The following is a 22868-nucleotide window of genomic DNA, read 5'->3' as shown; positions in this document are numbered from 1 at the left end:
CCGAAGACGACATCGTCGACCCTTACCCCGTCGGCGCCTGCCTCGTCGGCAGGTGCGTGGTACCGGGCCAGGCACTCGGGTCAAGCACGGCGCGCTCGCTCGACGATCTCGTCCTCGTGCAGTGGCTGTGCGTGGTGGCTGAGGCAGATCGGCGCCTGGACCTTCCTGAATGAGGTACCCTCGCCGGCAGCGTAGAAGGTGCCGCGAGTGAGCTTACCGAAATCGTCGATGACCGTGTTGCGCGACTGCGCCATGTCTTTCGCCGCCTCGATTTGAGCGGGTGCGGTCAACCTGCCGAGGAATTGGTTCGCAGTGTTTCCCAGCGCTTCGTGGTTGATGCCTTTGGGTGCTTGTGAGGCAAGAACCATGCCGAGGCCGTACTTGCGTATCTGTCGGATCAGGTCGATCGTGCTGTCCGTACTGGGATTCGCTCCGCCAGACGGAACGAAGTTCTGCGCTTCGTCCATCACCAACAGACCACCCAGCCCGGGGTCGCTGACGGGATGGGCTCTGAACCAGGAGAACAGACTGGCTTGCAGGCGGCTGACGAAATGCGCGGGGTCGTCGCCGGACAGACCTACAAAGCTGACCACCGAGATACGGGTGGCCTTCCCGGGCGACGGGGTCAGCAGCACACCTGGGTCGGCCGGCGCACCGGACTCGCCGAACAGCGGATCTGTCGTCATGGCGGCCTCGAGCGTGTCCGCCATCTCGACAGCGAGACGACTGGTCCTGCTGTTGACGATGTCCTCGGGCGGCTCGGCGAGCAGTTCGACGAAGGCTGCCAAAGTCCGTCCGCCACCGCGGACGTACCGTTCGAGCACGCGCTGCAGGACGCCCAACTGCTTGGTCGCTCGAGAGGTGCGCCCCCTGATACCGGCGTGCGGTGCGAGCGTCGCGACCGTCGACCTCAACAGCCGGGTGAAGTCATCCAGGTCCTCGAGGACCGGATCGAAGTCGGGAAGCGGGTGGAAGGACAGCGGACGTCCCCGGCTCAGTCCAGGCGTCCAGACCACCACCTCGGTCTCGGCGAAGTAGCGCCGCGCCTGGCTTCCCTGTTCGTCAGTCCAGCCTGCTGGCGCGCTCGGCCAGGGGTCGGCAAGCCGGCCGAGGTCATCGTTGGGATCGAGCACGATGGCCGGAACCCCGCGCAGAGCGCACTGTTCGACGATGCGCTTGATGAGGACCGTCTTCCCCGAGCCGGCCGCGCCGACGACCACGGTGTGCTGCCTCAGCTGGCTGACGGCTACGGTGAATTCGTGGTTTCCTCGGACGGTCGTACCGATGGTGATCTCCGGCGTGACCGTGTCCACGGCGGTCGCGGTCGCCGCCGCGCCGTCGAGTTCAGTCGGGCCATCCGACTCGGGTGTGCCGAGGTAGTGCCCCAACTCGGCGACCACGGCGGAGAACACCTCGGTGCTCGCGGCCGGACGGTGCCGCCGCAGCCAAGCTTCCAGACCGGGCGAGTGATGGTCGAGCATCTTGCCGAGTGCGGTGAACGTCCGAAGGTCCGCGGCGCCGATCGTCAACAGCGACGCACCGCGGTCGACAGCGTCGTCCTTGACCTTCCTCATTGTCTCCCCGCGGGGGTAGTTCGTGTTCCGCAGCAGCACCAGCCGCCGGCCCGACAGCCCCTTCTCCAGTTCGGCGACCCGCACTGATTTGTGGATACGGTTCTGCGCGGCACTGGCGTTGTCCGTAGCGATCGCGCGGAAGGACCACTGGACGTCCTGTCCGCTGCTCTCCTCGGGGACAAAGCGCAGCATGGCGTGCAGCGCGGGGATCTTGCCGCCGAAGTCGGTCTGCACGTCGAACCACGTCGGGTCCGCGCCGATCTCTCTCAGCAGACTCCGCAGACCCGCCCCCAACAACGCTGGCATGAGACGGTCCTCGGTCGTCTTGTCGAGCGGCCCGATGTCGTCCGCCTCGTCGCGGTGCCTGTTGAACAACTCGGTGAAGGCGTCCGGGTCGCCGGCTGCCGGAGTGGCTTCCACCATGCTCGCGGCCTGCTGCTTCGCTGTTTCCAGCGAGGTCAGCTCCACCGCCTCGCCGGTCTCCAGACAGGTCTCGATGTGCGCGGCGACACGATCGAGCAGCCTTCGTGCCGTGTAGCGATGCGGCGCCTCCGCGAGTGCGGCCGCGCCGATCGGCCAGGTAGGCGTCGGCGGGGTGAACCTGGCGTACTCGTAGCCGGGCCGGAAACGACTGCTGACGATGGCCGCCGCCGTCGCCTCGTCCGGGATCGGCCCGAGCGTGGGCAGGACGTCGAACCTGTCCAGGGCGGAACGCATCGCCGTCCGCTCGATCTTTTCCCAGGTTTCCGGTAGGCACGCGATGACCATAAAAGTTCGCCGGGTTTCCTCCCGCAGTTCCATCAGACCGGCCGCGATGTCGACGCTCCTGCGCCTGGACTCCGTCTCCGAAACGGCCACCAGGTTGTCGAACTGGTCGAAGGCGAACAGCAGCGGCCCGACGAGCGCGAAGAGTCGGGTCAGGTCCCGCAGCACAAGCTGGGCCTGCCGCGCCCGCGCGGACGAGAACCCCCAGGCCGCGCGTTGTCCCAACTGGTCGTCGTTCTGGCCGAGATACGAGGTGCCGATCTCGACCGCATCTCCCGACGACGCGATGAGCACCAGTGCCCGCGCCGTGTCCGCGGCCAGGTTGCCCACCTGCCGGTCCAGTGTCCGGATACCGTGCACGAACGCGTCGACATCCGCCCGCGTCAGTTCGCGCTCGCCGACGATCGCTGCCCTGGTCCCATCGTCGAGGCCGCCCTGGTGCGCGAGTTCGTCGAGCAGGCGCAACAGCTGATCCTGACCGCCCTCGTCCTTGCGGTAGAGACTGTCGACCAAACTGCCGGTGGCGCTCTCCCAGAAGTCGCTGCCGGTCACGAGCTTGATGTAGAAGAAGAACCCGCCGCGCGACTGGATCTCCTGGCGGGTCCAGCCGAGCAGGTGTGTCTTGCCCGAGCCACGCGGCCCCTGCACCACGGCCGCGACCGGTACCTGGTCGCGGCTGACCGCGTTCATCGAACTGACCAGCCTGCGGGACACCTCAGGGTGCAGACTTCCGACGTGGTAGGCCGACAACGACGTCCACACCTCGTCCGCCGTCGGTGCGGTACCGAAGTACAGCGCGTTGAGGGCCTCCAACTGGCGGTTCACGCCGCTCCGATCTTCAGCTTGTGGCGTGGTTCGCCCCCGATCTTGACCGCTGCGGCCCAGTCATCGTCGGTGAGCGATGCTTGGTCGAGCGCGGCCTCGAGATGGACGTCAGGCTCCTCGATCATCCGGTCGAGCTCGGCGTCCACGACGTCTCGCGGCACGTCCTCGAGCCATGGCCGCAGCGCGGACAGCCTGACCCAGCTGCCCGGCCGGCGAACGGTGAGTTCCGAGTACACGGCACGGATCCAGTTCTCGAGGTCCGGCTGGAAGAAGTCGCCGAACTTGGTGCCGGAGCGCGCCAGGTACTGGCCAACGCTGTCCAGCACCGCGTACAGGACGCCCGCCGGAAACTTGGCCCTGTCCGGACGTCCTGCCACCAGCGCGGACTCGCACCAGTTCCGGCCCTCGGATGTCAGCCGGTGTGTGTACGTCGCGCCTTGCTTGGCAGTGACCAGCAGTTCCTCGTCCCGGTTGACCTGCCTGCGTACCTGCGCGCTGATCTCCAGGCCGGTGAGCTCGCGCAGTTCACGGTTCGTCACCGGTCGTGCCACCACCATGAGTGCGAACAACGATGCCTGGTTCCGCACGGTCAACTCGGTTCCCACAGCACTCCTCCTTGGACGTTCAGTTCCGGATCTCTAGTCCTCGCCCGGGCACCAGCTCCACCCGGCCGGTCCTGCTGGACAACTCGCCGGTCACCGTGATCACGCTCCGCTCACGATGGGCTGTGATCGCCCGGTCGTACGCGACCTGGTCGGCAAGCCGGACCCAGACCGTCCGCCGTGGTCGTCTGACTTGCTCGGTGCGCAGCTCGCCGCGCACCTTGATTCGCCACCGATCGTCGCCGGCGGCGTCGTCGTAGAGCCCGTCGACGACGCCTGTGATCGTCGCCGGTCCTGACGCGTTCAGGACACGGAGCCGTCTGGCCGCATCCTGCAGCAGCGACCCCGCGAGCTCGGGAAACGCGAAGGCGTGTGCTCGCGTCTCGAGTGGTTGTGCGCGAGCCCAGCGGAAGGCGATCTCGAACCTGTTCCGGTCGGCGCCGGACAGATCGCTGAGCGCCTTGCACAAGTCCGCCGAGACACCGGCTGTGACTGTCTCGTCGAACGCCTCCGGAGTACCGGCCAGCACGGCGGTCCGCGCCGCGGCAACCGCCTCCAGCATCTGCGTCAACACCGCCCGGCCGGTCAGCTCCTGTCCGTTCGGCACGGATGCCGACCAATTCGCGGCCAACCGGACCTCTACGACGTAGCTGCCCATCCGCGTCGGGCCCAGCTCGGCGGTACGGAGAATGATGCCGACCGCCGCCGGCTGGCGGCCCGCGAACGCGAAGTGCGGACCCTGCAGGACAGTACGTGCCGCCGTGCCGAGCAGGTTGCGGATGCCCTGCATGACCTGCACCCCGGAGAGCAGCGGGATGTATCCGGAGTCGTGGTCCACCGGGAACGTCCGGAAGAACTGCTTGTCCGACAGCGGACGCGAGATCTCCAGAGCGATGTCGTCCGCCGGGCGATCTTCCACTGCGGACAGACAACGCAGGACCTCCCGCACCCGGCGGTCCCCGTCCCCCATGCCGTCCTGTGCGGGAACCAACACCTCGTACTCCCCCGGGTGTTGCCAGTAACTCGCCCCACGCCAGCCACGCGGATCCCGAGTCCAGCCCGTCACGGCCAGATAGCTGACGATGTCGGCGACCTTCAGGGGAAGCGTCATCGCACGCCTACCAGACCGACTGCGTCTCGGTGAGCCGGCGCAACGCGGCGGCGGTGAGCACGTTCGCCGTGGGCACCCGTACCGGTTTCCTTCGTCGCCGGTCGGGGTTGACGACCGGCTCCTCCGCGCTGAGCGAGACGAAGTAGCCAAGATGGTGAAGCATGACGCCTTCGGTCATGGACTCCGCATAGCGCTGACGGTCGTCCGGCACGCAGATGATGAAAAGGAATCGGGGCACCGTGTAGCCAGGGCCGGCGAGCTTGTTGAACTGCCACTCGGTGAGCCCGCGATAGATCAATTGCCCGCACGACACCGACGGCGCAGACCACGTCTTGATCTGAGCCTCGACAGTAGGCGAGAAAACGCGCCCATATTGGCCCGTAGCACGAAATCCAAGATCGATTCCGTCCACGTCGAGATCATCTTTGAGCACGAGCAGACCGGCTGCGGAGGCCAGCACCCGGACGTAGTCCTCGCCAAACTTTCCCTGGTGTTGTTTGACATCGAGCATTCGAGTCCCTCCCACGCCCGTGACGTGCAGTAGGTGGGAGCTTATGAGCCACGCTGCGGATTGTCAGCACTTCTGGCACGCATGCCGTTGGATGTTGAAATTCCGTCCAGTTCGCGCGAGCACACGTGCTGGTAGATCTTCCGGTGCTACTCGGCTAACCGCCACCCCCTGGTCCTTCGGCATCGGGGGTGAGGTTCGGCCGCAAGAACTCGACTGTCGGAGGCCCAGGGCTGCGCGGCAGCGAAGCGCCACTACGTAATGGGCAGGTCGGCACTCAAGCGCAAGCCGCGCAGTGGGTGCTGCCGCTACGACCCTACGAAGGTGCTGACTTCGTAGGGTCCGACCCTGTCGTCTCCTTCGCTCCGCATCGAAGCTTTCTTGTCGGTGCTGCGGTCTGTGTTGCCGTCCATGACCGAGCAGGCGCTTCGAATCACCCGGCGGACGCCGCCATCGCGCGACGGACCTGATCGGTCTGTGCGTGCACGTAGGTCAGCAGTTCCGTGTCGTCCCGTTTGCGGGCGTTGCGGCCCAGGATCTCCAAGTGCTCCAGGGCGCCTTCGGGCTCGCCGAGCTTCTGGTAGCACTCGGCGAGCAGCTTGCGGTTCGCGTCGGCCATCGACGGTGTGCCGAGGCTCCCACGTTCCCGCAGCGTGTCGAGCCAGTCGGCGTCGATGTCCGCGGCGTCGACCGCGTCGTTGAGGCGACCGGCCGCGAAGTAGGCCTGTGCGAGCCAGTACCAGTGCTCGGCGGGCACCCCGCCGGGGCGTTCCTCGGCGATCAGCCGCTCGAGCGCGGGCACCGCGTCCGCAGCCCGGCCGTTCCCGATGAAGCCCCTGGCCTGCGCGTAGCCGAAACACACCCGCACCAAGTCCGGCGTGTCCGAAGGAAGCTGGGCGATCTGCGCGTCGATCTCCTGGTAGTAGGCGGCCGTGGTGCCCGTCCGGACATGGACCGTCTCGAGGTGGTCGAGTGCGCGAACCGCGTGGGCCAGCCAGCCCGAGGCGAACGCGGCGTCGCGCATCGTCGTGGCGAGCGCGATGACCTGTTCAGGCGGCTTGTTCTCGTGCAACGCCCGGTGCACCTGGTGACGCGCTATTTGTGCGACCACATAGGGGTCGCCGGAGTTGGCGGCGTGGTGGGCGCCACGGGCCAGCGCCTGGTCGGTCTCATCCGTGTCCGACTGCGCCACCACGTAGGCGAACGCGAACTCTCCGAGGGCGATCGCCCGCTGATCGTCGGTCTTGTGCAGCGTGTCACGCATCTGGGTGGCGATCGGCACCGCGTCGTCGAGCCGACCGTTGTCGGCCATCCACATCGCGACATCGCAGAGGCAGAGCAGCGCGCGAAGCAGGTCGTCCTCGGCCTGGTACTGCCCGACTACCTCATGCAGAGCGGGTCCACCGTCCGGTCCGTCGGCCAGCAGCGCCAGCAGGTGGGCGCGGCGGGCAGCCAGCTGCGGTGGTGGCTGCCCGAGTGCGCGGAGGTAGTCGCGGGCCACCGGGCGCTGCCCACGGTCGAGGTGCCACTCGGCCTTGGACAGCAGCTCCTCTGCTGGCAAACCTGAGGGGATCGGTTGGCGAATCCGGAAGTTCGCGCTGCCCACCCGGATCCGCCCGACCGGCTGCGCGGCGAGCCGGGCGCGGACCCGGTCGCCCTGTGCGGTGGTGCCGTTGCGGGCGTCGAACCTCGTCGCGAGATCCAGCGCGATGCCACGCATCCGCTCGAGCAGCTGCGCCGCGGTGACATACTCGTCCTGGTCCTGCTTGGCCCAGACGATGAGCTCGTCGCCGCGGCCCGCGTCGACCAGCTGCCGCATCAGCACCGCCACCGCGACGGCGAAGCCCATCTTCCCGGTCGGACGGTTCAGGGTCGGGAAGCCCCACATCATCATGCTGAGCGTCCCGAGACCCGCGTCGAGGTTCCCGGTCAGCGCGCAGAACTCGATGAGCTTGCCGCTGTACTCGTAGCGATAGACGTCCCGGTTGATTCCGCGGCGGGCCCGCCGGAACGCCTGCCGGGCCTCGGCGTGCCTGCCCAGTCGCGCCAGGGGGAGCAAGATGTCGATCTGCACCGGCACCGGGGGTCCGTCGAAGGTTCGCGCGCCGGCCAGCACGGGAGCCGCCAGCTCGAACGCGGCCGCGTCGTCGCCGCGGTCGATGAGCCGGTCGACCTGCAGGGCGAAGTCCCACAGGTGCATCGGGTCCGGTCCGCCCGCGGCGATCCACTGCCGCGCAATCCCGGCTACCTGCTGCGGATCAACCTCGATCTGGTCGACCTGCACCGGTTCCACCATCTGGCACGCGACGGCCGGGCGTGGCTGGCGGCCCGGTCCTGGGTGACAGCGGCTGACGTGCTGGGCGAGGCGACGGCGCTATGGCGAGGCCCGGTGGTGGCGGACCTGGTGGAAGCGGGGATCAACTGGGCCGAACTGGGCGCCATTCGCAGTGCCCGGCTGTCGGCGTTCGAGGACCAGATGGACGCCGAACTCGCGATCGGGCGCCACCACGAGGTGAGCGGGCAGTTGGAGTCGGCCCTGGCGGAGGATCCGATGCGGGAGCGGATCTGCGGCCAGCTCATGGTGGCGCTGTACCGTTCCGGCCGGCAGGCCGAGGCGCTGAAGGTCTACCAGAACACTCGGCGGACCATGGTGGAGCAGGTGGGCCTCGACCCGTCGCCGGCACTGCAACAACTACAGCAGTCGATCCTCAACCACGACATGACGCGGACCGCCTGAGCCAGCGATGGCGCACGGCGCCAGGCCCTCAGGGCCTGGCCTCCGGCGGCCGTTGCTAGGCAGCGGCGTCCTCGGCCTTGATCTTCCTGGCGAACTTGACCACGCGCTCGGCCTGGACGCGGGCGGCGGCCCTGGTCACGTCGCCAACCGGCACGGTTCCGTTCCCGTCGCAGTGGGACGTGCCGTAGGGGTTGCCGTCGGCGAACTTCGCCGGGTCCGTGTAGCCAGGGGCCACGATGATGCCGCCGAAGTGGTTCACCGAGGCGTAAAGCGCGAGCATCGTCGACTCGTGGCCGCCGTGGTTCGTCCCGGTCGACGTGAAACCGCTGTAGACCTTGTCCGCGAGCAGACCCTGGGCGTACAGCGGGCCAAGGGAGTCCATGAACTGCTTGAGCTGGGCCGATACATTGCCGAAGCGGGTGGGCGTACCGAAGATCACCGCGTCCGCCCAGAGGACGTCGTCCGGGTCGGCGAGTGAGATGTCCGCTGTGGCCCGAATGTTCGCCCCCCAGGCGGGGTTCTGGTCGATCGCGGACTGGGGTGCCAGCTCGTCGACCTTGCGCACGCGGACCTCCGCACCTGCCTTCTCGGCGGTGTCGGCGATCTCCTTTGCGATCTCGGAAATCGTTCCGGTGGCCGAGTAGTAGATCACGGCCACGTTGACAGCGGTCATCGTCGTGTGCTCCCCCTCGCGTTGCCCGCCCTCACCGCGGATTTGCGTCCCACCAACACAGAGCTGCTGTGGAGCGTGGACGTCTACGGATTCATGGTGGCCGGGTTGCTGATCACCATGGGCGCCATCGGCGACCGGATCGGCAGGCGAAAGCTGTTGCTGATCGGCGCGACCGGATTCGGCGCCGCCTCGGTGTTGGCGGCGTTCGCCACCAGCCCGGAGATGCTGATCGGCGCCCGCGCGCTGCTCGGTATCGCTGGCGCGACGCTCATGCCGTCCACGTTGTCGCTGATCCGCAACATGTTCCACGACCCCGCCCAGCGCACGTCCGCGATCGGCGTGTGGGCCATGTGCATCGGCATCGGCAGCCTGCTCGGACCGCTCGTCGGCGGCGCGATGCTGGCATTCTTCTGGTGGGGCTCGGTGTTCCTGCTCGCGCTACCGGTAATGGTGCTGCTGCTGGCGGTCGGGCCGGTGTTGTTGCCGGAGCACCGTGACAGACTGGTGAGCAGGCCGGACTTCCTCAGCGCGTTGATGTCCGTCGTGGCGGTGCTCGCGCTGATCCAGGGTTTGAAATTGATCGCCGAGCACGGCGTGGACTGGGTTTCCCTGGTGCTGGTCGCCGTCGCGTTGGTCGTCGGCTACGTGCTTGTCCGAAGGCAGCGAACGCTGGACAACCCGTTGATCGATCTGCGGCTGTTCCGCAAGGCCACCTTCAGCGCGCCGCTGGCCCTGCTCACCATGGGCATTCTGGTGATGGCAGGCACCCAGTTGTTCGTCATCCAGTACCTGCAGCTGGTTCGCGGCCTTACGCCGATCCAGGCCGGCCTGTGGTCACTGCCCACCACCGTCGGCGTCATCCTCGGCTCGACGCTGGCGCCGGCCATGGTGCAGAAGATCAGCCTGCGAACGGTGTTCAGCGCGGGTCTGCTGATCCTGGCGGTCGGCGCGTTGCTGCTCGCGTTCGTCGGCGCGCCGACCGACTTCGCCCTGGTGATCGTCGGCTCGGCCGTGGTCGGGCTCGGCCTCGGCCCGATCGTGACGCTGGGCACCGACACCGTCGTCGCGGCCGCTCCGCCTGAACGCGCCGGCGCGGCGTCGGCGATCTCCGAGACCGGCACCGAACTGGGCACGGCTCTTGGCATCGCGGTCTTCGGCAGCATCGGCTTCGCCGCCTACCGCGGCAACCTGAGCGATACCCTGCCCGACAGCGTCCCCGCGTCCGCCGAGGCGGCCGCGCACGACACGCTCAGCGCCGCCGTCTCCACCGCCAACGAGCTGCCGGCTCCTGCCGGGCCCGAGTTGCTCGACACCGCCCGGCAGGCGTTCATCGAGGGCTTCCAGATGATGGCCTTGGTCGGAGCGGCCATAGCCGTTGCGCTCTCCGTCGTCGGCGCGTTCCTGCTCCGGGACGCGACCCTGCCGGCACCGGAGGCGAAACAGGACGCCGAGCCGGAACTCGACTCCGAGCAACACCAACGATAGAGAAGGCCGATGAAATTCCTGGAACTCGCCGTAATCGGCGCCTACGCGTTCACGCCCGAGGTGTTCACCGACGCCCGTGGCTCATTTGATGAGCTACCTGCTCTCGGCCAGCTACGTCGCCGGGAAGGAACGGGCGGTGCACCCGTTGGATCCCGGTCTCCGGCTCGACCTTCCCGACCTTCAGCTGGTGCTCTCCGACCGCGACCGCGCCGCTCCGACGCTGGCGGAGGCCATGGACCGGGGCGCGCTACCGACCTACGCGGACTGCCTCGCGGCGGAGGGTCAGCGCTGACAATGCCCGTCGACCCCGAGGTTCACCCGTATGGCGCGTCAGTCAACCATACCGTTGAAGGCGGTTTTGAACGACACGTTGCCAGCCAGGTGTTCCAGGTAGCGTGCGTCGCTCACCTCGATGGTGAACTCGGCATCCGGCCACTCCACGTTGCTCAGCTGGTAGGAGACGATAATCTCCGAAGTACGGCGCGTGAATTCGGCGGGCCTGGTCGCAAGTAGAATGTACTTGCCTTTCTCGTCGGTACCAGGTCCGGCGTAGTACGGATCGAGTTCGTCCCGGTAGAACTCCTCTGCCTTGACCGAGGGCATACGTAGCTTTGTGGAGTCCTCCGCCAGCAGGTAGCCGTTCTCGTCGATGTGCACCTTCCTGCCGAGGCAGAACTCCTGAAGCTCGGCGAACTCGGCTTCCGTGGCGGCGGAGACCGGCCCCGCGCCGGACTCGCCAGCCGACCACCAGGCATCCGCGATCAGCTGAAGTGCGAACTCGGGCCCACGTGGGAACACGGTGTGGTAGTCGTTGAGAATCTGCAGGGTGCCGGTGAGTACCGCGCTATCGCAGGCGTCGGTGTAGATATCGAACAGGTGGGCCATGGTCGGCAGCATAATGGTCATCCCGATGCCGCAGGCCAATACCGGCCCTCGTTGACCACCTGAGCATCCATCGCCGCACGGGCCCGCGGGCAGGTGCTCAGCCGAGCCGGGTGGCGAGCGCGGCCGCCGCCTGGCGGACCTCGACGCTGAGTGCCGCGGGGTCGCGCAGTGTCTCGTCGCCGGTCCGTCCGGACACCTGGACGGCCGTGGTGCAGCGCTGGTCGCCGCCGAGCACCGGCGCGGTGATCGAGGTCGCGCCGACCACGCGTTCGTCGACCGCCATGGCCCAGCCCTGCTCGCGGATCACGGCCAGTTCGGCGCGGAACTCCTCCACTGTGGACCTCCGGCCGCTCGCCAGCGCGCGCTCGCCGACGTCGGCGAGCAGCGCGTCGAGTTCCACGGGTTCGAGGTAGGCCGCGATGACCTTGCCAGCGCCGAGGTGCAGCGGCAGCCGCTGGCCGATGGGCAGCACGTACCGCAGCGGGTTGCGTCCCTCGATTCGCGCCACGACGGCGCGGGACTGCCCCGCGCGCACGAAGACCGACGCCGTGAGGCCGGTGGCGGCGGCGAGCTGCTGAAGGACAAGGGGGGCCGCGACGGCGACCGGATCTGTCGCGAGGTAGGCGTGCGCACCGAACAGCATGGACACGCCGGTCCGATAGCCAGCGCCGTCCTGCGCCACCCGGCCCCTCGCCTCCAGGACGCCGAGGATGCGCTGGGTGGTCGCCACGTGCAGCCCGGCCCTGCGGGCGAGCTCACTCAGGCGCAGCGGTGTTTTCGCCGCCTCCAGCACCTCGAGGACGTCGATCGCGCGCTCCAGGGACCGCATCGTGCTGACGGGCTTCTCCTCCGGCATGGGGCCACCCTTCGACGTCTTGGCCGGTTGATCCTCGCAGCGTGCCGCCTCGGTCAGCGAGCGGGTCGGCCTTGACAGCGTGGTCGCTACCACCCATGCTCTGCGCATCGCTACATGAGAGAGATTATCAGACAATGAGAAGTGTTCAACGATGAACCGACTCGACAGCGAGGTCGCCGAACCGGTGGCGAGCAGGCGGTCACGGCTCCCGGCCGTCATGGCGGCGCTCGTCGTCGTGGTGGGTGGCGCGGCCGCGGTCGCGGCACTGAACCTCCAGTACTGGACCGAGTTCGGCCCCGGCCCCGGCTTCTTCCCGCTGTGGCTCGGAGTTCTGTTGGTCGTCTTCGGCGCGATCTGGTTCGCCACCCTGCAGCGCGGACCCGTCGAGCCCCGCACTGAGTCGGCGCCGGACGAGGCACCGCAGACGACCGGTGACCACTCACCGGCAACCGTCGTCGCGATCGTCGTCAGCCTCTGCGTCCTGGCCGGTGTGCTTGAGGTGCTGGGCTACCAGCTGAGCATGCTGCTGTTCCTGCTCTTCCACCTGCTGGTGCTCGGCAGGCGCGGTGTGCTGCTCTCGTCGGTCATCTCCCTGGCCGGCAGTTTCGGGGTCTTCCTGATCTTCACGCGACTGCTCAGCGTGTCCCTGCCCGCGTCGTCGATCCCGTTCCTGCGCGACCTGGGGCTGTAGCGCATGGACACCCTCGGACTCCTCGCGGACGGTTTCGCCGCGGCGCTGACCCCGCACAATCTGCTCTACGCGTTGATCGGCTGTCTGCTGGGCACGATCCTCGGGCTGCTGCCGGGAATCGGCTCGACCGCGGGCATGGCCATCCTGATCCCGCTGACCCTGTCCATGGACCCGGCGGGCGCGATCATCATGCTGGCGGCCATCTTTTACGGCGGCGCGTACGGCGGCACGATCACCAGCGTCCTGCTCAACATCCCCGGCGAGGGCGAGTCGGCGATCACCTGCATCGACGGCTACCAGATGACGTTGCGCGGCAGGGCAGGCGTCGCGCTCACCACAGCGGGCATCGGGTCGTTCATCGGCGGCACGGTCGCGACCGCCGCCCTGGTCATCGCCGCGGAGCCGCTGTCACGGCTCGGCCTGCGGATCGGGCCACCCGAGTTCTTCTCGCTGGTCCTCATCGGACTGGCGCTGCTCGTCGGCCTGGTCGGCCGTTCCGTCGTGCTGGGACTCATCTCCGCGTGCCTCGGTCTGCTCATCGCGATGGTCGGCATCGACCCCGTGCTCGGCATGCCCCGCTTCACGTTCGGCCTCACGCACTTCTTCGACGGAGTCAACTACGTACCCGTGCTGGTCGGCCTCTTCGGGCTCGGCGAGCTGCTCGACACCAGCGGCCAACGGGCCCCGCGCCCCACCGCGCCCCGGCTGCGTGAGCTGGTGCCGAGCAGGGCCGACGCACGCCGCGCCGCGCCGGCCATCGCCAGGGGCACGGCGGTCGGCGGCGTCCTCGGTCTCGTCCCCGGCGTCAGCTCCGCCATCTCGTCGCTGATCGCCTACAGCACCGAGCGCAAGGTGTCCCGGCACCGCAAGGAGCTCGGCAGCGGCGCCATCGAGGGCGTCGCGGCGCCCGAGACCGCCAACAACGCCCACAGCAACGCGGCGTTCGTGCCGCTGTTCACGCTCGGCATTCCCGCGTCGCCCGCCATCGCCGTGCTGATGGGCGCGTTCCTGCAGAACGGGCTCACCCCAGGGCCTGCCCTGTTCACCGAGGCACCCGATCTCGTGTGGACGGTCATCGCGAGCCTGTTCGTCGGCAACCTGCTCCTGCTGGTGCTGAACGTGCCGCTGGTCGGCCTGTGGACCCGGATCCTCGCCATCCCGTACCCGGTCCTGCGCGCGGTGATCTTCGCGTTCATCGTCGTCGGGTCGTACGCGGTGTCCAACAGCATCATCGACATCTACGTCATGGTGTTCTTCGGCGTCGTCGGCTTCGTCTTCCGCCGAGTCGGCCTGCCGCTGGCCCCACTGGTGCTGACCCTCATCCTCGGCCCGTTCCTCGAGAGCGCGCTGCGGGAGTCACTGCAGCTGTCCCATGGCAGCTTCGCGATCTTCGTGGACCGGCCGCTGTCGCTGGTCTTCCTCGTCATCGCCGCGGCGATCCTCGTCGTCTCGGTGCTCAGCGCGGGGCTGAAGAGAAAGGCCGGGCTTCCCGTCGACGCGGAGGCCTGAACCCACCTTCCGGAAAGGCTCACCGATGATCCGCTTACCTCGTGGCCGCCGCGCCGCGGCGCTCGGCGCCTCGCTGACGCTCCTCGTCACCGCCGCCTGCGCACAGACCGGCGGCGACGCCGCCACCGACGACTACCCCGCCAAGCCCATCGAGCTGCTGGTCGGCTACGCGGCCGGCGGCTCGACCGACATCGGCGCGCGGTTCGTCGCCGAGGCACTGGAGAAGAAGCTCGACGCCACCGTCACCGTCGTCAACAAACCGGGAGCCAACTCCCAGATCGCCTACACCCAGCTCACCCAGTCCACACCGGACGGTTACACGTTGTCCGCCGTGACGTTCCCGTCCGCCATCGTCACGGTTCTCGACAAGTCCCGTGGCGCCACCTACACGCGGGACAGCTTCGCGCCGGTCGCGCTCCAGGTCGTCGACCCGACCGCGGTGGCCGTCGCACCGGACAACGCCATCAGGACCCCGCAGGACCTGGTGAACGCCGCGAAGGCCGCGCCGGGCGAACTCCAGGCCACCACCACGGGCGTGGCCAGCAACGAGCACTTCGCGTTGGCACGGCTCAAGCAGGAGACCGGCGCCGACATCGCACCAGTCCACTTCGCGGACGGCAGCACCGCCACCTCCACCGCGTTCCTCGGCGGCAACGTCCCGCTGCTGCTCGGCAACGTCAGCGACCTGCAGCCGGTCGTCGAAGCCGGTGACGCGCGGATCATCGGCGTCATGGCCGCCGAGCGGAGCCCGTTCTTCCCCGACGCCCCCACGTTCACCGAGTCCGGCTACGACGTCGAGATCTCCTCCAGCCGCGGCTTCGTCTTCCCGGCGGACACCCCGGACGCGATCGTCGACAGGGTCTCCACCGCCATCGGCGAGATCATGGCCGACAAGGCGTTCCAGAAGAAGATGACCGACGCGGGCCTCGCCCCGTCCTACAAGGACCACGACGACTACGTGAAGTACTGGGCCGAGACGTCCGATCTGTTCGCGGACCTGATGCCGCTGGTGCGGGAAGGCCAGTCATGACCACCACTGCCATGCCGCCCGGCGCGGCGACGAGCCGTACGGAGTGGACGCGGCCCACCGCCGCGCAGCTCGACCGGTTCCGTACGCTCCCCTGCGCGAACATCGCGGACGCCATGCAGCGACTCGGTGCCCTCGACTCCCGGATCAAACCCGCGTGGGCGGGCGCCACGGTCGTCGGCGCCGCGTACACCGTGTGGACCCGCCCCGGCGACAACCTCGGTATCCACGAGGCACTCCGGCACGCGCGGCCCGGGGACGTCCTGGTGGTCAACGGCGGCGGTGACGAGTCCCGTGCGCTCATCGGCGAGCTGATCGCCGGGCGCGCCAAGGGCCGCGGCATCGTGGGGTTCGTCATCGACGGTGCCGTCCGGGACGCCGACGGTCTCGCGGAGTACGACATGCCGGTGTTCGCGCGGGCGTCGACCCCGGCCGGGCCGTACAAGCACGGCCCGTTCGTCCTCGCGACCCCGGTCGCCGTCGGTGGCGTCGTGGTGCACCCCGGCGACGTCATCGTGGGGGACGCCGACGGTGTCGTGGTGGTCCCGGCCGCGATGGCCGACCAGGTCATCGAGCACGCGCAGGCCAAGCACGACGACGAACTGCGCACCAGGGCGACCATCGACGCCGATCTCGGCCGGACGGCGCCGTCGTGACCGTGACCATGACCGTGGCTGTGCTCGGGCTCGGCGAGGCCGGACGGATCTACGGCACGGCGCTGGCCGAGGCGGGCCACCGGGTCCGCGGTCACGACCCCTACGCCGACGGCCCGTTCCACGGCATCGAGAAGGCCGGGCGCGCGCGGGACGCCGTCGCCGACGCGGACGTGGTACTGACGCTGACCTCGGCGGCCGCGAGCCGAGGTGTCGCCGAGTCCGTGCTGGACCACCTGGCTCCCGGCGCCGCCTACCTGGACTGCACATCGTCGGCGCCGCGGGCGAAGGAGTCTGTCGCCGAGCTGTTCGCGGCGCGACCGGATGTCACTGTCGCCGACGTCGCGATCCTCGGCCCGGTGAGCCAGCTCGGCGTGGCGACGCCACTGATGGCCGCTGGTCCGGCCGCCGAGACAGCGGCCGGGCTGATGCGACCGCTGGGCGCCGGGGTGGTCGTCCTCGACGGCCAGGTCGGCGACGCCATGGCACACAAGCTGCTGCGCAGCGTGTTCATGAAGGGAGTCGCCGCCGCCATCACCGAGGCGGTCACCGCGGGCCGCGCCGTCGGCATGGAGGACTGGATCCGCGACCAGATCGCGAACACCCTGGCCGGCGACGGCCAGCGCACCATCGACCGGTTCCTCCGCGGCAGTGTCCTGCACGCCCGCCGCCGGGGCGACGAGATGGAGGCCGCCGCCGCGTACCTGACCGAGCTCGGTGTCGACGCCACCATGGCCACCGCGACCGCCCGCCACCTGCGCCGTCTCGCCCAGCCGTACTGAGAGGAAGATCAGTGCCGCGTTTCCCGGCATCGACGCTGCGACACCAGATCTCGGCGATCCTGCGTGCGTGGCGCATGCCCGCGCGAGCGGCGTCCCGCACCGCGGAGATCATGGTCGACGCGGACCTGCGCGGCGTCGACTCACACGGGATCTCCATGATTCCCAGCTATGAGAGGAAAGTGGTCGACGGCGGGTTGCGCATGGACGGTATCCCCCGGGTGGCCAACGACAACGGCCGCGCCGGCGTGGTGATCGACGCGGGCGCGGGCCTGGGCCACGCGGTCGCGGCCGACGCGATGGACCTCGCCTGCGACCGCGCGAGGAGCTTCGGTGTCGCCATCGTGACGGTCCGCAACTCCCACCACTTCGGCGCGGCTGGGTTCTACGCGCGGCAGGCCGCTGAACGAGGGCTGCTCGGGCTGGTCACCACCAGCACGAGCACCCTGGTGCAGGCGCCGGTCAACGGCGTCGAGCGACGACTGGGCACGAACCCGCTCGCCTTCGCCGCGCCAGGAGAGCGGCACGGTCCGTTCGTGCTCGACATGTCCACGACCGTCGTGGCCGTGAACAAGGTCAAGGCCCACGCGCTGGCCGGGAAGGACCTGCCAGCCCCCTGGGTGCTTGACCGTGACGGTCGCCCGATCCACGATTCGCCGACGGCGCTGGACATCCTCCGCAACCAGGAACACGGGGGCCTGCAACCCCTTGGCGGCGAGGAGATCGCGACCGGCGGTCACAAGGGCTATGGCCTGGCCATGATGGTGCAGATCCTCAGCTGCGCCCTGAGCGGTACGGCGCTGTCCGGCGCGGGGCCCGCCGACCACATCGGACACATGTTCCTGGCCGTCGACCCCGCGGCCTTCGGCACCAACACGGCAGCCCACGTCGACGACCTCATCGACGTCATGCACGACACGACACCACGGGCACCGGACACGCCGGTCATGGTCGCGGGCGAACCGGAAGCGCGAGCCTACGCCGAACGCACCAGAACAGGCATCCCGCTACCGGCCACGCTGGTCACGCAGCTGCGTGCATGCTGCCAGCGCCACGGCGTCCCTTTCCTGCTGGATGACCCGCCGCGTCCGTGAACGCGTTCACGACCCGAGGTTCAGTGGACGACCTCGGCGCGGTGTCAGTTCAGGACGAACGTCCTGATGCTGCGGGCAGGCAACTGGGCGTCGAACGCTCCGTTCGTGATGGTGACGTCGTTGTGGCGCGCGAGGGTCGCGCTGTCGCTGGTCAACCAGGTCGGGGCGGTCGCGGAACCGGTGTCCCGGATGGTGAACGCGAGGTCGACCGGCGAGGTGTTCTTGTTGATGGAGACGATGACGATCCTGGATCCGCTCCTGAACGCCGAGATGTAGACGTTCGACTGCGGGTTCGCGGTCGCGGTGATCCGCGAGTAGCCGGGGCGGACCCACTTCGAGAAGTGCGCCATGTTGGCGCCGCGCTTGCTGATCTGTCCGTCCTCGCGCATCGGACCGTACGAGCGGCGGATGTACCACCACACATAGGTCTGGAACCGGCCGTCCACCAGCGCGCGGTGGATGTGCTCACCAACGTCGAGCGCCTGCGGCCACAGGTCGGCCGAGTCGCTGCTGTTGGGGTGGTAGACCTCGGTCATCCACAGTTCCTTACCGCTGCCCTTTTCCCGGAAGAGCGGGTAGGGGAAGTCCGCGGGCTGGGTGCCGTAGAGGTGGGCGCCGATGATGTCCACATTGGCCAGTGCGGTGGGATCGTTCAGGATGGGATCGGAAAGGTTCTTGCGGTACTGGAACGACTCGGGCGCGATGACCCTGGTGTTGATCGTGCCTGCGTTCTCCCGTAGGAACCTGACGATCTCGCCGGGGGTCCACGCCGTCCATTCCTGCGCGTAGTCCGGCTCGTTCTGGATCGAGATCCCGTACAGGTTCACCCCGTTGTTCGCCATGAACGCGGTGAGGTCGTTCAGGTGCTGGGCATAGGCGCCGTAGGCGTCGTAACGCAGCCGTTTGCCGCCGGAGAAGGTCTCGGTCATCGAGGCGGGCGGGTTCCACGGTGAGGCGATGACCTTGGCCCCGAGTTCGATCGCGCGCCTGGCCGTGGCGACCTCGCGGCTCCAGTTGGCTCGGTCCTCGTGGACGGGGATCCGCAGCACGGTGAACCCCAACTGCCCCGCACCGTTGCCGAACGCCGTCTCGCGCTGGGCGGCGGTGAGATCGCTGATCCAGCCGGTGTGGTTCATCCCGCCGAAGCCCAGGATCGTCTGCTGCACGTTCGACGGTTCGACGAGCACCGCGGTCGCCGCCGCGGCGGGTGTCCCCACCCCCAGCAGCGGCAGCGCGGTGCCCGCCGCCAGCACTGTCCGTCGACGCAGGGGCCGCGAACCCGCGACCTCGGACTGGTCTCGACGTGGTGTCATGACAGCTCCCGGCGGCCTGCATGAGACGTCTCGTCCCGACCCCATCAGGGTGACGGGACGAACATTTCTGGGAGCGCTCCCAGTAGCTGGGTCAATAGTGCCCATGTCTTCACCGTCAAGTCAACTATGGATCGGATATCGGCTGGTGAACCCATTGTTCACGGCGAAACACCCGGCTAACATTTCGGATACACCGAAGAAGCGCTTCGCCCGGGTGTCCACATAAGCCGGTCGAAGCGCTTCTCCATGCTCCTTGAGGAGGAATCCGTGATGGGCGCAGGTGCGGGCTCCAGGCGGCGGAATGGCATTCCCGTGTTGGTCGTGGCGTTCCTGGTGCTCATCGGGTCGCTGCTGGTGACGCCGGCCGCCGCGGCGCCGGAGGACCACACCGGTGACGGCTACGACGGCTCGAGCATGTGGATGCGGTACCCACGGGTCGACGACCCGGGTCTGCTCCGTCGATACCGGCAGGCGATCAGCACGGTCGTCGTGGAGAACGCCGGCCGGAACAAGGTGCACCGGCACACACCGAATCTGAGCATGCCGCCGGGATCGACCGAGCGGCTGGTGGAAACCACCCTGGAGGCCGCGAGGAACGAGCTGACCAGAGGTCTCGGCGGGCTGCTTGACCGCGACGTCCCGGTGTGGTCCGGCCGGGGCGGTCGGGTACCCGACGGCGCCGTGGTCGTGGGGACCCGGGACAGCTCGACGATCGTGCGCCAGTACGTCTCCGCACGCGAGTTGGCGTCGGTCGGTGCCGAGGGCTATCTCCTCCGTTCGGTCTCCCGGGGCCGGCACGAGGTCACCGTCATCGCCGCCAACACCGACATCGGAGCCCTGTACGGGACGTTCGCCTTCCTGCGGCGCCTGCAGACCCAGCGGCCCATCGCGAACCTGAACATCGCCGACTCTCCCAAGGTCGAGCACCGCCACCTGAACTACTGGGAGACCGAGCGCCTCTACGCCGGCAACAACGAGTCCGGCGAGGGCGGGCGCAACGGCGAGACCGGCGCGATCTTCAACTTCGCCGCCACCGGCGCCAGCGCCCACCTGAACCTGCCGGTCATCCTCGACCGCTACCTCGTGGCGGCGCGGGCGCTGGCCTCCGTGGGGATCACCGGCATCACCATCAACAACGTCAACGCCAACCCCGTCTACCTCACGCCCGCCTATATCCAGCAGGAGGCCGCGCTCGCCGACGCCCTGCGCCCCTACGGCATCACGTTGGCGGTGGCGGCCAACTACGCGGCGCCGCTGGACCAACGGTTCGCGCCGGACACCCTGACGAGGGAGCAGTTGGACCCGACCAGCGCGGAGTTCCAGGGCTGGTGGAACCGGCGCGCCCGCGAGCTGCAGGCCGCCATACCGGACTTCATCGGTTTCACCGTGAAGGCCAACTCCGAAGGGCAGCCGGGACCACAGGACCACGGCAAGGACCACGGGGACGGCGCCAACGGACTCGCGGCGGCGGTGGCGCCCTTGGGAATGAAGATCTTCTGGCGAACCTTCGTCTACAACCCGGACGTGGACACCGACCGGTTGAAGAGGGCGTACCTGGAGTTCGCGCCGATCGACGACGAACCCCAGCCAGACGGAACGAGGGGCCGGTTCGCGGACAACGTCTTCCTCCAGACCAAGAACGGTCCCCTGGACTTCCAGGCGAGGGAGCCGATCCACCCGATGTTCGGCCGCATGGAGAACACCAACCAGGCGATCGAGTTGCAGGTCACTCAGGAGTACACCGGCCAGGGCACGATGCTCACCTACCTGGGGCCCATGTGGGAGGAGGTGCTGAAGACCGACACGTATGCCACCGACCAGCGGGGGCGGTTGCTGGACAAGCGCCTGGTGGGCAACGTCGTCGACGGTTCCGCACAGGGCCACCGGGACTCCGCCGTCGTCGGTGTGGCCAACCTGGGCAACGCCGACAACCTGACCGGACACCATTTCTCCCAGGCCAACCTGTTCGCCTTCGGCCGCCTGGCGTGGGACTGGACGCTGGACGCCGAGGACGTCGCGACGGACTGGGCCCGGATGACGTGGAGCAACCGCGACAACGTGGTCGACACCATCGTCGCGATGATGATGGGCTCGTGGGAGGCGCTGGTGAGCTACCAGACCCCGCTGGGCATCGGCCACCAGTTCGAGTTCAGCAACCCGGCCGACCACTACGGCCCAGGGCCCTCGGTGTGGTTCGGCAACGACGACTGGAGCCCGGTCTACTACAACAAGGCGGACAGCGTCGGGCTTGGCTATGACCGCTCCCCCACCGGCGGCGACCTCACCGCCCAGTACTTCCCCACCCTGGCGGCGAAATACGGCGACATCGACACCGTTCCCGAGAACCTGATGATGTGGTTCCACCATGTGCCGTGGGACCACCGGATGCGCAGCGGCCGGATCTTCTGGGACGAGTTGGTCTACCGCTACCAGATGGGCGTGCAGTACGTGACCTGGATGCGGCGCACGTGGGACTCGCTCGAACCACACCTCGACGCCCGGCGCTTCGCCGAGGTCGGGGCGAAGCTCGCGAAGCACGAGGCCGACGCGGCCGACTGGCGGGACACCTGCGTGAACTACTGGCAGGAGTTCAGCGGCCGGGCCGTCCCGGTGGACGGCGGCCCGCTGTCGATCACGATCGACGCTGGCGGGCGCACGATCGGCGGGTTCGACCTGTCCGCCGCGTCCTACCCGATTCCCGTCGCCGCGGGCGCTTCGCCCCGCATCACGCACGTGTCCACAGCAGACCCCGGTGCCCGGTACGAGATCATCTCGCAGCCGGCGAGCGTGCCGGGGCGGGCCGTCGTGCGGGTCACCAAGGACGACTTCTTCGGCCCGCTGGTGAAGGACTACGTCTTCACCATGGTGCGCGACACGACGCTCGAGAACCTGACGGTGAACGGCGCGGCCATGGCGTCGTTCCGGCCCGACGTCCTCGCGTACAACGCGGTGCTGCCGGCCGATGCGGGTCCGGTCCCGACAGTGGCGGCCGTCGCGAGCGATCCCGCCGCCACCGTCGCCGTCGAGCAGGCGAGCACATCCACCGGGCAGGCGACGGTGACCGTCACGAACGACGACGCGTCCACTGTGTACATTGTCCGGTTCGACACGGCGATCACCGGAAGCGACGAGTTCACCTCGGCCGAGTTGGGAGCCCAGTGGCACTGGGTGCGCGAGGACGCCAGTAGGTGGCGTCTCGGTGACGGCGAGCTGGCCGTCACGTCCCAGCACGGCGACCTGCAGGGCAGCGTGAACACCGCGCGGAACATCGCACTGCAGGACGTGAACGGGGACTGGACGGCGGAGTCGCGGGTCGCCTTCTCCAGGCCACTGGCCACGGACAACGAGCAGGGTGGCGTCCTCGCCCACGCCGACGACGACAACTACGTGAAGCTGGCCTGGGAGATGGGGGACGCGGCGGCGCCGGTCAACAAGCTCCGCGTGGTGCTGCTCCGGGAGGAGAACGGCGTGGCGACCGCGATGCAGGTCACCGGCGCGGGGACACAGCGCCTCGTCGGCGAGGACGGCGCCATCTGGCTCAGGCTCACGAAGACGGGAAACACCTACCGGGCCTACTACTCGAGCGACGGAACCGTCTACAAGTACCTGGGCACGACGACGCTGGCCACCGAACCGACGGGCGCGGGAATGCTGGCGTTCAACCGAGCCGGCCCCTCGACCGACCTCGACGCCGCCTTCGACTACTTCCGCATCGAGAGCCGGGGCGAGTACGTCGGATAGCCCGGGTACGCCAGCGGCCTTCTTGACACCCTGACCTGCG

The 22868-nt window shown here is 68.5% G+C and carries 19 protein-coding genes; 10 read left to right on the top strand and 9 right to left on the bottom strand.

What is annotated here, in order from left to right:
- Positions 1 to 80: 80 nt before the first annotated feature.
- The 5 genes from ACYVIP_RS12765 to ACYVIP_RS12745 form a co-directional block, all read right to left on the bottom strand.
- On the bottom strand, positions 81 to 3164 hold the full coding sequence (locus ACYVIP_RS12765; protein WP_460395568.1) for an ATP-binding protein: 3084 nt from the start codon (positions 3162 to 3164) through the stop codon (positions 81 to 83).
- Complete coding sequence (locus ACYVIP_RS12760) at positions 3161 to 3769, bottom strand: hypothetical protein (RefSeq protein WP_460395566.1); 609 nt, start codon at positions 3767 to 3769, stop codon at positions 3161 to 3163. Before ACYVIP_RS12760 ends, ACYVIP_RS12765 begins: the two co-directional genes overlap by 4 nt.
- Positions 3770 to 3788: 19 nt before the next feature.
- Positions 3789 to 4877: a hypothetical protein gene (locus ACYVIP_RS12755; protein WP_460395564.1), complete on the bottom strand. Its 1089-nt coding sequence runs from the start codon at positions 4875 to 4877 to the stop codon at positions 3789 to 3791.
- A 7-nt stretch (positions 4878 to 4884) separates the two neighbouring features.
- Positions 4885 to 5388, bottom strand: a complete 504-nt coding sequence (locus tag ACYVIP_RS12750; RefSeq protein ID WP_460395562.1) for a DUF4365 domain-containing protein — start codon at positions 5386 to 5388, stop codon at positions 4885 to 4887.
- A gap of 430 nt (positions 5389 to 5818) precedes the next feature.
- Positions 5819 to 7585: a hypothetical protein gene (locus ACYVIP_RS12745; RefSeq protein WP_460395560.1), complete on the bottom strand. Its 1767-nt coding sequence runs from the start codon at positions 7583 to 7585 to the stop codon at positions 5819 to 5821.
- On the opposite strand from ACYVIP_RS12745, the gene ACYVIP_RS12740 reads away from it, so the two are divergent.
- Positions 7580 to 8122: an AfsR/SARP family transcriptional regulator gene (locus ACYVIP_RS12740; RefSeq protein WP_460395558.1), complete on the top strand. Its 543-nt coding sequence runs from the start codon at positions 7580 to 7582 to the stop codon at positions 8120 to 8122. The two genes, ACYVIP_RS12745 and ACYVIP_RS12740, sit on opposite strands and share 6 nt — an antisense overlap.
- 55 nt (positions 8123 to 8177) lie before the next feature.
- Here the strand turns inward: ACYVIP_RS12740 and wrbA are convergent, their stop codons facing one another.
- A complete protein-coding gene (gene wrbA, locus ACYVIP_RS12735; RefSeq protein WP_460395556.1) occupies positions 8178 to 8795 on the bottom strand; it encodes an NAD(P)H:quinone oxidoreductase in 618 nt (205 codons plus the stop codon).
- Positions 8796 to 8801: 6 nt separating this feature from the next.
- Between wrbA and ACYVIP_RS12730 the strand changes: the two genes are divergently transcribed.
- Both ACYVIP_RS12730 and ACYVIP_RS12725 read left to right on the top strand, forming a co-directional pair.
- Entirely contained in the window at positions 8802 to 10280 is a 1479-nt protein-coding gene (locus ACYVIP_RS12730) for an MFS transporter (RefSeq protein ID WP_460395554.1), read from the top strand.
- A gap of 76 nt (positions 10281 to 10356) precedes the next feature.
- A complete protein-coding gene (locus ACYVIP_RS12725; protein WP_460395552.1) occupies positions 10357 to 10572 on the top strand; it encodes a hypothetical protein in 216 nt (71 codons plus the stop codon).
- Between the two features lie 38 nt (positions 10573 to 10610).
- On the opposite strand, the gene ACYVIP_RS12720 is transcribed toward ACYVIP_RS12725, so the two are convergent.
- Positions 10611 to 11165 (bottom strand): hypothetical protein, encoded by a 555-nt coding sequence (locus tag ACYVIP_RS12720; protein WP_460395550.1) that lies wholly within the window; start codon positions 11163 to 11165, stop codon positions 10611 to 10613.
- Between the two features lie 97 nt (positions 11166 to 11262).
- Positions 11263 to 12021: an IclR family transcriptional regulator gene (locus tag ACYVIP_RS12715; RefSeq protein ID WP_460395548.1), complete on the bottom strand. Its 759-nt coding sequence runs from the start codon at positions 12019 to 12021 to the stop codon at positions 11263 to 11265.
- Positions 12022 to 12172: 151 nt separating this feature from the next.
- On the opposite strand from ACYVIP_RS12715, the gene ACYVIP_RS12710 reads away from it, so the two are divergent.
- Genes ACYVIP_RS12710 through ACYVIP_RS12685 form a run of 6 tightly spaced genes read left to right on the top strand, consistent with a single transcriptional unit; the run spans position 12173 to position 17774 of the window.
- On the top strand, positions 12173 to 12712 hold the full coding sequence (locus ACYVIP_RS12710) for a tripartite tricarboxylate transporter TctB family protein (protein ID WP_460395546.1): 540 nt from the start codon (positions 12173 to 12175) through the stop codon (positions 12710 to 12712).
- 3 nt (positions 12713 to 12715) lie between these two features.
- Positions 12716 to 14221: a tripartite tricarboxylate transporter permease gene (locus ACYVIP_RS12705; protein WP_460395544.1), complete on the top strand. Its 1506-nt coding sequence runs from the start codon at positions 12716 to 12718 to the stop codon at positions 14219 to 14221.
- A 25-nt stretch (positions 14222 to 14246) separates the two neighbouring features.
- Positions 14247 to 15251 (top strand): tripartite tricarboxylate transporter substrate binding protein, encoded by a 1005-nt coding sequence (locus ACYVIP_RS12700; protein ID WP_460395542.1) that lies wholly within the window; start codon positions 14247 to 14249, stop codon positions 15249 to 15251.
- Positions 15248 to 15904, top strand: coding sequence for an RraA family protein (locus tag ACYVIP_RS12695; RefSeq protein ID WP_460395540.1), 657 nt, complete (start codon positions 15248 to 15250; stop codon positions 15902 to 15904). Before ACYVIP_RS12700 ends, ACYVIP_RS12695 begins: the two co-directional genes overlap by 4 nt.
- Positions 15901 to 16683: an NAD(P)-dependent oxidoreductase gene (locus ACYVIP_RS12690; RefSeq protein ID WP_460395538.1), complete on the top strand. Its 783-nt coding sequence runs from the start codon at positions 15901 to 15903 to the stop codon at positions 16681 to 16683. The genes ACYVIP_RS12695 and ACYVIP_RS12690 overlap by 4 nt, the downstream gene beginning before the upstream one ends.
- A gap of 11 nt (positions 16684 to 16694) precedes the next feature.
- Positions 16695 to 17774 (top strand): Ldh family oxidoreductase, encoded by a 1080-nt coding sequence (locus ACYVIP_RS12685; protein WP_460395536.1) that lies wholly within the window; start codon positions 16695 to 16697, stop codon positions 17772 to 17774.
- A 44-nt stretch (positions 17775 to 17818) separates the two neighbouring features.
- Here ACYVIP_RS12685 and xynC read toward each other — a convergent pair whose 3' ends face one another.
- A complete protein-coding gene (xynC, locus tag ACYVIP_RS12680; RefSeq protein WP_460395534.1) occupies positions 17819 to 19087 on the bottom strand; it encodes a glucuronoarabinoxylan endo-1,4-beta-xylanase XynC in 1269 nt (422 codons plus the stop codon).
- A gap of 270 nt (positions 19088 to 19357) precedes the next feature.
- Here xynC and ACYVIP_RS12675 point away from each other — a divergent pair, with 270 nt between their 5' ends.
- A complete protein-coding gene (locus ACYVIP_RS12675; RefSeq protein WP_460395532.1) occupies positions 19358 to 22828 on the top strand; it encodes an alpha-glucuronidase family glycosyl hydrolase in 3471 nt (1156 codons plus the stop codon).
- Positions 22829 to 22868 lie beyond the last annotated feature (40 nt).

The organism is Actinophytocola sediminis (genome assembly GCF_054779715.1).
Note: the sequence above shows the minus strand (reverse complement) of the source record. Positions and strands in the feature narration are given on the sequence as shown.